The sequence below is a fragment of the Escherichia sp. HH091_1A genome (assembly GCF_030295175.1).
GTDB classification, from domain to species: Bacteria; Pseudomonadota; Gammaproteobacteria; order Enterobacterales; family Enterobacteriaceae; genus Escherichia; species Escherichia coli_F.
Window position 1 is genome coordinate 4,170,425 of sequence record NZ_AP025747.1, and the last position, 12,650, is coordinate 4,183,074.

Below are 12,650 nucleotides of genomic sequence, written 5' to 3' on the forward strand. Positions count from 1 at the left end.
ATCACTTCATTAACAAATGAAACCTTAATTAAACATTAACCCGCCCTGATAATTCGCCATTCGAATTATATTTTCGCTGCGATATAACCTTGAGCCACATCAACATTCACGCAGATTATTATCTAAACCAACATTCGCACACATTTTAAGTATTGCTGATAGAAACCATTCTCATTATCATTGTGTTGTTGATTATTTAATCTCTCCTTCGTTGGCAAATCATCTGGTCTCATGTCGCTGTCAAACGCCCCATGAGGTAGTTATCCAGTTAATGAGAAACAAGTAGGCACCTATGCAATACACTCCAGATACTGCGTGGAAAATCACTGGCTTTTCCCGTGAAATCAGCCCGGCATATCGCCAAAAACTGCTTTCTCTTGGCATGTTACCTGGCTCCTCTTTTAATGTGGTGCGCGTCGCTCCACTTGGCGACCCCATTCATATCGAAACCCGTCGTGTGAGCCTGGTATTACGCAAAAAAGATCTGGCCTTATTAGAAGTGGAAGCGGTTTCCTGTTAATACGGTGATAACAACAATGAAAAAATTAACCATTGGCTTAATTGGTAATCCAAATTCTGGCAAGACAACCTTATTTAACCAGCTCACTGGCGCACGTCAGCGTGTAGGTAACTGGGCTGGCGTTACCGTCGAACGTAAAGAAGGGCAATTCTCCACCACCGATCATCAGGTCACGCTGGTGGACCTCCCCGGCACCTATTCTCTGACCACCATCTCATCGCAGACCTCGCTCGATGAGCAAATCGCCTGTCACTACATTTTGAGTGGCGACGCTGACCTGCTGATTAACGTGGTGGATGCGTCTAACCTTGAGCGTAACCTGTACCTGACGCTACAACTGCTGGAACTCGGCATTCCCTGCATCGTGGCGCTGAACATGCTCGACATTGCCGAGAAGCAAAATATTCGCATTGAAATTGATGCTCTGTCGGCGCGTCTTGGCTGCCCGGTGATCCCGCTGGTTTCAACTCGTGGTCGCGGTATTGAAGCGCTCAAGCTGGCGATTGATCGCTATAAAGCTAACGAGAATGTGGAACTGGTGCATTACGCACAGCCGCTGCTCAACGAAGCAGATTCACTGGCAAAAGTGATGCCTTCCGACATCCCGCTCAAACAACGTCGCTGGCTGGGCCTGCAAATGCTGGAAGGCGATATCTACAGCCGCGCCTACGCCGGTGAAGCGTCGCAGCATCTTGATGCCGCCCTCGCCCGTCTGCGTAATGAGATGGACGATCCGGCGCTGCACATTGCCGATGCGCGTTACCAGTGCATTGCTGCCATCTGTGATGTGGTAAGCAACACCCTGACGGCAGAACCCAGCCGTTTCACCACTGCGGTAGATAAAATCGTGCTCAACCGTTTCCTCGGTCTGCCGATTTTCCTCTTTGTGATGTACCTGATGTTCCTGCTGGCTATCAACATCGGCGGGGCGTTACAGCCGCTGTTTGACGTCGGCTCCGTGGCGCTATTTGTGCATGGTATTCAGTGGATTGGCTACACGCTCCACTTCCCGGACTGGCTGACTATCTTCCTCGCCCAGGGCTTGGGTGGCGGTATTAACACCGTTCTGCCACTGGTGCCACAGATCGGCATGATGTACCTGTTCCTCTCCTTCCTCGAGGACTCCGGCTATATGGCGCGTGCGGCGTTTGTGATGGACCGTCTGATGCAGGCGCTGGGCTTGCCCGGGAAATCCTTTGTACCGCTGATCGTTGGTTTCGGTTGTAACGTACCGTCGGTAATGGGCGCACGTACGCTTGATGCACCGCGTGAACGTCTGATGACCATCATGATGGCACCGTTTATGTCCTGCGGCGCGCGTCTGGCTATCTTCGCCGTATTCGCGGCTGCCTTCTTCGGGCAGAACGGTGCGCTGGCGGTCTTCTCGCTGTATATGCTCGGTATTGTGATGGCGGTGCTGACTGGCCTGATGCTCAAGTACACCATCATGCGCGGTGAAGCGACGCCGTTTGTCATGGAGCTACCGGTCTACCATGTACCACACGTTAAAAGCCTGATTATCCAGACCTGGCAGCGTCTGAAAGGCTTCGTTCTGCGTGCTGGTAAAGTGATTATCATCGTCAGCATTTTCCTGAGCGCTTTCAACAGCTTCTCTCTGAGCGGGAAAATCGTCGATAACATCAACGACTCGGCACTGGCTTCTGTCAGCCGGGTGATCACCCCAGTTTTCAAGCCGATTGGTGTACATGAAGATAACTGGCAGGCAACGGTTGGCCTGTTCACGGGCGCAATGGCGAAAGAAGTGGTGGTGGGTACGCTCAACACCCTCTACACCGCAGAAAATATTCAGGACGAAGAGTTCAATCCGGCGGAATTTAACCTCGGTGAAGAGCTATTCAGCGCGGTAGATGAAACCTGGCAGAGTCTGAAAGACACCTTCAGTCTTAGCGTACTGATGAACCCCATTGAAGCGAGCAAAGGCGACGGTGAAATGGGTACCGGAGCGATGGGCGTGATGGATCAGAAATTTGGAAGCGCAGCAGCTGCTTACAGCTACCTGATTTTCGTTCTGCTGTATGTACCGTGTATCTCGGTGATGGGGGCCATCGCCCGTGAATCAAGCCGTGGCTGGATGGGCTTCTCCATCCTGTGGGGGCTAAATATCGCTTACTCGTTGGCAACATTGTTCTACCAGGTCGCCAGCTACAGCCAGCATCCAACTTACAGTCTGGTATGCATTCTGGCGGTTATCCTGTTTAACATCGTGGTCATCGGTTTGCTGCGTCGCGCACGTAGCCGGGTCGATATCGAACTGCTGGCAACACGCAAATCGGTAAGCAGTTGCTGTGCAGCCAGCACCACTGGCGATTGCCACTAAGGATACAGCAATGGCTTCGCTCATTCAGGTGCGTGATTTGCTGGCATTACGGGGCCGTATGGAAGCGGCCCAGATAAGCCAGACACTGAACACCCCGCAGCCAATGATTAACGCCATGCTGCAACAGCTGGAAAGTATGGGCAAAGCCGTGCGGATTCAGGAAGAACCTGACGGCTGCCTCTCTGGCAGTTGTAAAAGCTGCCCGGAAGGCAAAGCCTGTCTGCGTGAGTGGTGGGCGTTACGTTAACCTTGTTTTACTACCTGTTTTGAAAGCCCGGTATGCGTTTGCAACCGGGCTTTTTTGCGTGCGGCTTTCCATAAAAATGCAACTCTTGCAGTACAACGTAAGTTCCTCTGAAAGCGTCTCGCAGGGATGAAAACTCGCTAATGCACAGGTGTGGAGTGGCGCGTAGAGTCGCGGCATTCAAACAACAGGTGAAGGAACGCCATGAGCAAAAAGCAGAGTTCCACCCCACACGATGCGCTGTTCAAACTCTTTTTACGCCAACCGGAGACGGCGCGCGATTTTCTTGCGTTCCATTTACCGGCACCTATTCACGCGCTCTGTGATATGAAAACCCTCAAGCTGGAGTCGAGCAGCTTTATTGATGACGATCTGCGTGAAAGCTATTCCGACGTGCTGTGGTCGGTGAAAACGGAACAAGGACCGGGATATATCTATTGTCTGATTGAACATCAAAGCACCTCAAACAAACTGATCGCATTTCGCATGATGCGTTACGCCATTGCCGCAATGCAAAATCACCTGGATGCCGGATACAAAACGTTGCCGATGGTGGTGCCATTGTTGTTTTACCACGGCATTGAAAGCCCATATCCCTATTCACTGTGTTGGCTGGATTGTTTCGCCGATCCCAAACTGGCCAGACAGCTTTATGCCTCTGCATTCCCGCTGATTGATGTCACTGTCATGCCTGATGATGAAATCATGCAGCACCGACGTATGGCGCTGCTGGAGTTAATCCAAAAACATATACGTCAACGCGACCTGATGGGGCTGGTAGAGCAAATGGCCTGCTTATTAAGTAGTGGATACGCTAATGACAGACAAATCAAAGGGCTGTTTAATTACATACTGCAAACTGGCGATGCAGTACGTTTTAATGATTTTATCGATGGTGTGGCCGAACGTTCACCGAAACACAAGGAGAGTTTAATGACTATTGCGGAAAGATTGCGGCAAGAAGGGGAACAATCCAAAGCCTTGCATATAGCCAAAATAATGCTTGAATCCGGAGTCCCTCTTGCGGACATCATGCGTTTTACCGGGGTGTCAGAAGAGGAGTTGGCTGCGGCGAGCCAGTAAAGTTCTGTCTCGCCATTTCAACAGCTGTCTACACCCTCTGCTTCAACGCCACCAGCAGGTGACAAAACTCGTCCGGATGCGAAATAAACGGCGCATGGGCCGCTTTGGCGAAGATGTACGACTCGCTGTGTGGCCAGAGTTTATCCAGCATCGGCACCACTTTGCGCGGCACCAGACCATCGAGATAGCCATACAATCGCAAAAACGGCATGGACACGTTTTGCAGCGGCTGGCGGAGATCGACCGTTTTCAGTATTTCCAGCCCACCATTGAGCACGTCAACCTTCGGCATCGGCAGCGCCAGAACGGTTTTCTTCAGCGCTCGCGCATCCTGGCGTGCCGTTTCTGTACCCATGGTTTGTAACGCAAGGAACCGTTCTACCGTGCGCTGAAAATCTTCACTGAGTTGCTGCTGGAAACCTGCCAGCACGTCCGGTTTGATCCCCGGCCAATCGTCACGAGCACTAAAACATGGCGACGACGCCACGGTGACCAGCGCCTGAACCCGCTCGGGATGGGTTAACGCAATCTGGCTTGCCACCAGTCCGCCCAAACTCCAGCCTAACCAGATAGCTTTGTCCGGCGCTTGTCGCAGCACGACTTCAGCCATATCAGCAAGTGACATCGCACCAAATCCCTGGCTGCGCCCGAAGCCGGGCAGATCAACGAGATGCAGCGTAAAATGCGAGCTAAGTTCCTCATCAATGCAACGCCACACTTCGGCATTCAGTCCCCATCCGTGCAGCAGCACAAGATGAACATTCCCCTGACCTTTGGTCTGCCACCAGATGTTATTCATCCGCTATTGTTCTCTTTTTACTTACAAGGATGAACATATGCTAACAGTACCGGGATTATGCTGGCTATGCCGAATGCCCCTGGCGTTAGGTCATTGGGGGATTTGTTCGGTATGCTCTCGCGCCACCCGTACAGATAAAACGTTATGCCCACAATGTGGATTACCCGCAACACACTCCCATCTTCCCTGTGGTCGCTGCCTGCAAAAACCACCGCCGTGGCAAAGACTGGTCACGGTTGCCGACTATGCACCACCGTTAAGTCCGCTCATCCACCAGCTTAAGTTTTCCCGGCGTTGCGAAATCGCCAGCGCCCTGTCACGTCTGTTACTATTGGAAGTCTTACACGCTCGTCGCGCCACCGGTTTGCAATTGCCGGACCGCATCATCAGCGTGCCGTTATGGCAGCGGCGTCACTGGCGTCGGGGATTTAATCAGAGCGATTTGCTGTGTCAGCCGTTATCACGCTGGTTGCACTGCCAATGGGATAGCGAAGCCGTCACACGTACACGGGCCACTGCGACCCAGCATTTTCTTAGCGCCCGGCTGCGCAAACGCAACCTGAAAAATGCCTTTCGCCTTGAATTGCCGGTGCAAGGTCGCCATATGGTGATAGTGGATGATGTCGTTACCACCGGAAGTACCGTCGCAGAGATTGCGCAGTTGCTTTTACGCAATGGTGCGGCGACTGTCCAGGTCTGGTGCCTTTGTCGAACCTTGTAGAGCCTCGATGATGGGCGTATTATAACCAACTAAAATAGTCAACTATTAGGCCATTACTATGATCCGTATTTCCGATGCTGCACAAGCGCACTTTGCCAAACTGCTGGCAAATCAGGAAGAAGGGACACAAATCCGCGTATTTGTGATTAACCCTGGCACGCCTAACGCTGAATGTGGTGTTTCTTATTGTCCGCCGGACGCTGTGGAAGCCACCGACACTGCCCTGAAATTTGACCTGCTGACCGCGTATGTTGATGAGTTAAGCGCGCCTTACCTGGAAGATGCAGAGATCGACTTTGTTACCGACCAGTTGGGTTCTCAGCTGACGCTGAAAGCCCCAAACGCCAAAATGCGCAAAGTAGCTGACGATGCGCCGCTGATGGAGCGCGTGGAGTATATGCTGCAGTCGCAGATCAACCCACAGCTTGCCGGTCACGGTGGTCGCGTTTCGCTGATGGAAATCACCGAAGACGGTTACGCCATTCTGCAATTTGGCGGCGGTTGTAACGGTTGTTCAATGGTCGATGTGACGCTGAAAGAAGGGATCGAAAAGCAGCTGCTGAACGAATTCCCGGAGCTGAAAGGTGTACGCGATCTCACCGAACACCAGCGCGGCGAACACTCTTACTACTAAGTTATCCTCTCTTTTATAGATTGCCCGATGCGACGCTAAAGCTTCTTATCGGGCCGTCTGCCAGGCGTTGGCGCTACATTGCCTCGGCAAATCCAGTCCCTACGTTTCCCCGCGATAATATGACCAACCTCTCATAATTTAAATTTACCCCGCTCTGGTGATTCTCAAACGCCAGATGTTACCCGTATCATTCACGTGGGTACCAAACATACTCCTGACATCTGACTACAATAATTAGTTTTAGTGGGTATCAGTCGTAGTGCCGCAATATCTCTGTTCCCGATTGGGATAATTAGAGTTTGTCGTCAGAAAATTGACGTTACCCATAACAAATGAAAGGCCAGGTAAATCATGCCATTAGTCATTGTTGCTATCGGTGTAATCTTGTTGTTGCTCCTGATGATCCGCTTCAAAATGAACGGATTCATCGCTCTCGTCCTCGTGGCGCTTGCTGTTGGATTAATGCAGGGAATGCCGCTGGATAAAGTTATTGGCTCCATCAAAGCTGGTGTCGGCGGGACGCTCGGTAGCCTTGCCCTGATCATGGGTTTTGGCGCGATGCTGGGCAAAATGCTGGCAGACTGCGGTGGTGCACAACGTATCGCCACCACGCTGATTGCCAAATTTGGTAAAAAACACATCCAATGGGCGGTAGTGTTAACCGGTTTTACTGTCGGTTTTGCCCTGTTCTATGAAGTGGGCTTCGTGCTAATGCTGCCGCTGGTGTTTACCATCGCGGCTTCCGCGAATATTCCGCTGCTGTATGTTGGTGTACCAATGGCGGCTGCGCTGTCTGTGACCCACGGCTTCCTGCCGCCACATCCGGGCCCAACTGCGATTGCCACCATTTTCAATGCCGATATGGGTAAGACCCTGCTGTACGGAGCTATTCTGGCAATCCCGACCGTTATTCTCGCGGGTCCGGTTTACGCTCGCGTGCTGAAAGGTATCGATAAGCCAATCCCGGAAGGTCTGTACAGCGCGAAAACCTTCAGCGAAGAAGAGATGCCAAGCTTTGGCGTCAGCGTCTGGACTTCTCTGGTGCCGGTTGTGCTGATGGCGATGCGTGCAATTGCCGAAATGATCCTGCCGAAAGGTCACGCTTTCCTGCCGGTGGCGGAGTTCCTCGGTGACCCGGTAATGGCAACGCTGATTGCCGTGCTGATTGCGATGTTCACCTTTGGTCTGAACCGTGGTCGTTCAATGGATCAGATTAACGACACACTGGTTTCTTCCATCAAAATCATCGCGATGATGCTGTTGATCATCGGTGGTGGCGGTGCGTTCAAGCAGGTGCTGGTAGACAGCGGCGTGGACAAATACATTGCTTCCATGATGCACGAAACCAACATTTCTCCGCTGCTGATGGCCTGGTCGATTGCCGCCGTACTGCGTATCGCGCTGGGTTCCGCAACCGTTGCGGCAATCACTGCGGGGGGTATCGCGGCACCACTAATTGCAACGACGGGTGTTAGCCCGGAACTGATGGTTATTGCGGTTGGTTCCGGTAGTGTGATTTTCTCTCACGTGAACGATCCGGGCTTCTGGCTGTTCAAAGAGTACTTTAACCTGACTATCGGCGAGACCATCAAGTCCTGGTCGATGCTGGAAACCATTATCTCGGTGTGCGGTCTGGTAGGCTGTCTGCTGCTGAATATGGTGATTTGATAACACTGACTGCCGGATGCATCGCATCCGGCATCAACCGCTCTCTACTGCTTCTTCGCAGCCGCTCTGCGCCGTCTGTCCAAATCCTTCAGCAACTTGTTCACGCCATCATCGGCAAACATCGACTCAAGCGTTGCAGAAAGCTTACGTCGCCAGTTTTTATACTGGTAACTGGTTCCGGGAATATTTACCGGTTCGGCCATATCCAGCCAGTCTTCTGGCTGTAGCCCTAACAGAGCACTGTTACTATCAGCGATGTAACGTTGCAAACCACGATTAAGCATCGGCGTCATCGACATTAACGATGCCTTATGCCCCGCACGTTTTGGCAGGCAACCATGTTTATGCAGTGCATCCAGTAACCCTTGCTTCGCCAGTTCGCGATCCTGATACAGACCGCGCAATACCACTTCATCCGGGTACAGCCCCAGCGTTTTGCCCAGTGTTAAATCCCCGCTCTCCCAGTAGCCACGCAGTGTAGGCAGGTCGTGTGTCGCCGCAACCGCCATCGACTGCTCCGGATACGCTTTCGGCGCGCGGAATGTCTTCTCGTGGTCACTTTCGAAATAGAGCACTTTGTAGGAGTACACACCGCTGCTGCGCAGTTTACCGACAATCTCTACCGGTACAGTGCCGAGGTCTTCACCAATCACCATGCAGCGATGGCGCTTACTTTCGAGTGCCAGAATCGAGAGCAGATCATCTACCGGATAGTGAACATACGCGCCCTGATCTGCCGTCTCGCCATACGGTATCCACCACAAACGCAGCATCGACATCACATGGTCAATTCGCAACGCGCCGCAGTTTTGCATATTGGCACGCAACAGCTCGATAAACGGTTCATAGGCACGCGCGGTGATGATATGCGGATCCATCGGCGGCAATCCCCAGTTCTGCCCCAACGGGCCGAGGATATCCGGCGGTGCGCCCACCGACGCTTTCAGGCAATACAACTCCCGGTCGCACCAGGTTTCTGCTCCACCCTCTGCTACGCCAACCGCCAGATCACGGTACAAGCCAATCGGCATTTCATGGCCCTGGCTTATCTCCCAGCAGGCGGCAAACTGGCAGTAAGCCAGCCACTGCAACCAGAGATAAAAATCGACGTCATCACGATGTTCTTCGCAGAACTGACGCACTTCTGGTGAATCCACGTTCTGATACATCTCTGGCCATGCAGGCCAGCCCCAGCGCATTTCGTCTTCTTTCACTTGCTGGGCATGTAACGCGTCAAACGCCGCCTGCCAGAACAGGCTGTCGCCCTGCTCTGCAACAAACTGGCGAAACGCGGCCATCTGCTCATCATCACGTTGCGCAAAACCTTTCCACGCCATCCGCAATGCTGTCATTTTCAGCGCAGTAACGGTGGAGTAATCGACCCAGTCGGCATCCCGTGCCTGTTGCAGCGTCTGTTGCGTGGTCGGTAACTGCCACCAGGCCTGAGCCTCTTCGCTAAGATGGAAATCTTCGACGGCGTTAACGTCGATATAAACCACATTTAGCCAGCGACGAGAAGACGGGCTATACGGACTGGCACTTTCCGGATTTGCCGGATAGAGCGCATGAATCGGGTTCAGACCGATGAAAGCCCCGCCACGTTTTGCCACATCCACCAGCATCACTTTGAGATCGCCAAAATCCCCAATACCCCAGTTTTTTTCCGATCGCAGCGTATAAAGCTGGACGCAGGCGCCCCACAGTTTTTGTTTATTCAGCAACGCCTGCGGTTCGTAACAGCGTTTCGGGGCGACAATCACCCGACAATGCGCGCGCTGGTCGTCCTGGGTGAGTGTCAACGTGTGATAACCTTCCGGCAACTTCGTCGGTAAATTGAACGCTTTGCCCCCCGTTACATGGCCTTTGTACTGCGTTCCTTCTTCAGTGGTCAGCAGCCAGCTATACTCGCCGCTGCCCTCCACCGCCATCGGCATTTTTTTGCCGCTGATATAGACCATGACATTCGGGACTGGCGTTACCGCCACTTTCGTGGCGATACGTTGATGCATCGCGTCAAGCAAACGCCGTTTGGTTTCGGCGCTAATCGACTGCGGTTTACCGTGGGCATTGATGTAATTGGGGCTGATCCCCGCCGCCAGCGCGGCATTATCCAGACGTTTGCTTTCCATCGAGCTTCCTTAGCGTTTTGCCTGCCAGATACGAGCCTGATAATCGCGAATAGAGCGATCCGAGCTAAACATACCGCAGCGGGCGGTATTGAGGATCGCCGCGCGAGTCCAGGCCTCCTGGTCGCGGTACAGCACATCCACCTGCTTTTGTGCCTCTACATAGGCTGCGAAATCCGCCATTACCAGATACGGATCGCCGCCCTGTTTGCCGATACTGTGCAGCATCTGGTCGAAGGCATGCTTATCGCCGTCGCTGTATTTACCGCTTTCCAGCTCTTTCAATACTGCGTCCAGCACCTTATCTTTCTTCCGCCATTTCACCGGGTCGTAGCCTTTGGCCAGAATTGCCTTCACTTGTTCCACGGTATGACCAAAAATAAAGATATTTTCTTCACCAACTTTTTCGGCGATTTCGACGTTAGCACCATCCAGCGTACCGACAGTAAGCGCACCATTGAGCGCCAGTTTCATATTGCCGGTACCGGAAGCTTCTTTACCTGCAGTCGAAATTTGTTCGGAGATATCCGCCGCCGGGATCAGTTTTTCCGCCGCCGAAACGCAATAATCCGGCAGGAACACCACCTTCAACTTATCGCCAACCTGTGGATCGTTGTTGATCACATCAGCCACTTTGTTGATCGCAAAGATAATATTCTTCGCCAGGTAGTAGCCCGGTGCCGCTTTCGCGCCGAAGAGGAAGACGCGCGGTACGCGGTCAGCCTGCGGGTTTTCACGAATCTCTTTGTACAACGCCAGAATATGCAGCAGATTCAGGTGCTGACGTTTGTACTCATGCAAGCGTTTGATCTGAATATCGAAAATCGCCTGAGGATTGATCTCAATACCGGTACGAACTTTCACAAACTCCGCCAGACGGACTTTATTCGCCTGCTTGATCTCGCGATATTGCTGACGGAATTTCGCGTCATCAGCGAATTTTTCCAGATTGATCAGTTGATCGAGATCGTTAGCCCACTCTTTTTCCAGTGATTTATCCAACAGAGCCGCAAGTGCCGGGTTGCACTGTTTGATCCAGCGACGAGGGGTAATACCATTGGTGACGTTATGGAATTTGTTCGGCCACAGCTGGTGATATTCCGGGAACAGATCTTTCACCACCAGATCTGAATGCAGCGCCGCTACACCGTTCACCGCGAAACCGCCAACTACACACAGGTTCGCCATATGCACCTGTTTGTCGTGCACCACCGCCAGTTTGGCCCACACTTTGTCATCGCCCGGCCAGGTTTTCTCCACCAGCGTTTTAAAGCGAGTATTGATTTCGTTAATAATCTGCATGTGGCGCGGCAGTAAGCCTTTCACTAGCTTCACATCCCAGCGTTCCAGCGCTTCTGGCATAAGGGTATGGTTGGTGTAAGCAAAAGTTTTGCTGGTGATGGCCCAGGCGTCATCCCAGCTCATCTGATGCTCATCAATCAGCACGCGCAGCAGCTCTGGAATCGCGATAGTCGGGTGGGTATCGTTCAGCTGAATAACTTCGTAATCTGCCAGCTCGTGCAGTTTACGCCCCGCCAAATGATGGCGACGCAGAATATCCGCTACCGAACAAGCACACTGGAAGTATTGCTGCATCAGGCGCAGCTTTTTACCGGCAGTATGGTTGTCGTTTGGATAGAGAACTTTGGTCAGTTTTTCCGCGTTGATGCCCTGTTGTTCGGCACGCAGGAAATCACCGTCGTTAAATTTTGTCAGATCAAACGGATGCGCATGCGTCGCCTGCCACAGACGCAGCGGCTGCGCCACGCCATTACGATAACCGACAACGGGAAGATCCCACGCTTGACCGGTAATGGTAAATTCCGGCTCCCAGCGTCCGTCTTTCGTCACTTTACCGCCAATTCCTACCTGCACATCCAGTGCTTCGTTGTGGCGGAACCACGGGTAGTTACCGCGATGCCAGTCATCCGGCGCTTCAACCTGTTTGCCATCGACAAAAGACTGGCGGAACAAGCCATATTGATAGTTAAGACCATAACCCGTCGCAGACTGACCGACAGTTGCCATTGAGTCGAGGAAGCACGCAGCCAGACGTCCCAGACCACCGTTACCCAGCGCCGGGTCGATCTCTTCTTCCAGCAGGTCAGTCAGGTTGATGTCATAAGCCTTCAACGAATCCTGTACATCCTGATACCAGCCAAGATTCAACAGGTTGTTACCCGTCAGGCGTCCAATCAAAAACTCCATTGAGATGTAGTTAACATGTCGCTGATTGGCCACCGGTTTAGCGAATGGCTGGGCACGTAGCATTTCCGCCAGGGCTTCACTCACTGCCAGCCACCACTGGCGAGGGGTCATTTCAGCCGCAGAATTTAAGCCATAACGCTGCCACTGACGTGAAAGCGCTTCCTGAAATTGCTTATCGTTAAAAATAGGTTGTGACATAGGAGTTCCACTTTTCTTAGATTTTCAACACAACGTTATCGCTAGTTTGCCAGGCTCGATGTTGACCTTCCTCATCCTGCGGGGGATTAGGCAGGGAGGAGTTGCGGGGAT

General features: G+C 52.5%; 10 protein-coding genes. 7 read left to right on the forward strand and 3 right to left on the reverse strand.

Features of this window, described 5'->3' with window-relative positions; translation table 11 throughout:
• The first annotated feature begins 292 nt into the window (after window positions 1-292).
• The 4 genes from feoA to rpnA all read left to right on the forward strand — a co-directional run bounded on the left by feoA (window position 293) and on the right by rpnA (window position 4,185).
• Window positions 293-520, forward strand: a complete 228-nt coding sequence (feoA, locus tag QUF14_RS21000) for a ferrous iron transporter A (RefSeq protein WP_001200455.1) — start codon at window positions 293-295, stop codon at window positions 518-520.
• A 16-nt stretch (window positions 521-536) separates the two neighbouring features.
• Window positions 537-2,858, forward strand: a complete 2,322-nt coding sequence (feoB, locus tag QUF14_RS21005) for a Fe(2+) transporter permease subunit FeoB (RefSeq protein ID WP_000737014.1) — start codon at window positions 537-539, stop codon at window positions 2,856-2,858.
• Between the two features lie 10 nt (window positions 2,859-2,868).
• Window positions 2,869-3,105 (forward strand): [Fe-S]-dependent transcriptional repressor FeoC, encoded by a 237-nt coding sequence (feoC, locus tag QUF14_RS21010; RefSeq protein ID WP_000157586.1) that lies wholly within the window; start codon window positions 2,869-2,871, stop codon window positions 3,103-3,105.
• A gap of 201 nt (window positions 3,106-3,306) precedes the next feature.
• Window positions 3,307-4,185 carry a recombination-promoting nuclease RpnA gene (gene rpnA, locus QUF14_RS21015; protein WP_000039089.1) on the forward strand — a complete coding sequence of 293 codons (879 nt, stop codon included), beginning with the start codon at window positions 3,307-3,309 and terminating at the stop codon, window positions 4,183-4,185.
• A 28-nt stretch (window positions 4,186-4,213) separates the two neighbouring features.
• Here the strand turns inward: rpnA and bioH are convergent, their stop codons facing one another.
• Window positions 4,214-4,984 carry a pimeloyl-ACP methyl ester esterase BioH gene (gene bioH, locus QUF14_RS21020; RefSeq protein WP_001060062.1) on the reverse strand — a complete coding sequence of 257 codons (771 nt, stop codon included), beginning with the start codon at window positions 4,982-4,984 and terminating at the stop codon, window positions 4,214-4,216.
• A gap of 37 nt (window positions 4,985-5,021) precedes the next feature.
• Here bioH and gntX point away from each other — a divergent pair, with 37 nt between their 5' ends.
• The 3 genes from gntX to gntT all read left to right on the forward strand — a co-directional run bounded on the left by gntX (window position 5,022) and on the right by gntT (window position 8,007).
• Window positions 5,022-5,705: a DNA utilization protein GntX gene (gene gntX, locus QUF14_RS21025; RefSeq protein WP_001355000.1), complete on the forward strand. Its 684-nt coding sequence runs from the start codon at window positions 5,022-5,024 to the stop codon at window positions 5,703-5,705.
• 58 nt (window positions 5,706-5,763) lie between these two features.
• A complete protein-coding gene (gene nfuA / locus QUF14_RS21030; RefSeq protein WP_000619389.1) occupies window positions 5,764-6,339 on the forward strand; it encodes a Fe-S biogenesis protein NfuA in 576 nt (191 codons plus the stop codon).
• Window positions 6,340-6,690: 351 nt separating this feature from the next.
• Complete coding sequence (gene gntT / locus QUF14_RS21035; protein ID WP_100733697.1) at window positions 6,691-8,007, forward strand: gluconate transporter; 1,317 nt, start codon at window positions 6,691-6,693, stop codon at window positions 8,005-8,007.
• A 44-nt stretch (window positions 8,008-8,051) separates the two neighbouring features.
• On the opposite strand, the gene malQ is transcribed toward gntT, so the two are convergent.
• Window positions 8,052-10,136 (reverse strand): 4-alpha-glucanotransferase, encoded by a 2,085-nt coding sequence (malQ, locus tag QUF14_RS21040; RefSeq protein WP_000444298.1) that lies wholly within the window; start codon window positions 10,134-10,136, stop codon window positions 8,052-8,054.
• 9 nt (window positions 10,137-10,145) lie between these two features.
• Complete coding sequence (gene malP / locus QUF14_RS21045) at window positions 10,146-12,539, reverse strand: maltodextrin phosphorylase (RefSeq protein ID WP_000081880.1); 2,394 nt, start codon at window positions 12,537-12,539, stop codon at window positions 10,146-10,148.
• Between the last annotated feature and the right edge of the window lie 111 nt (window positions 12,540-12,650).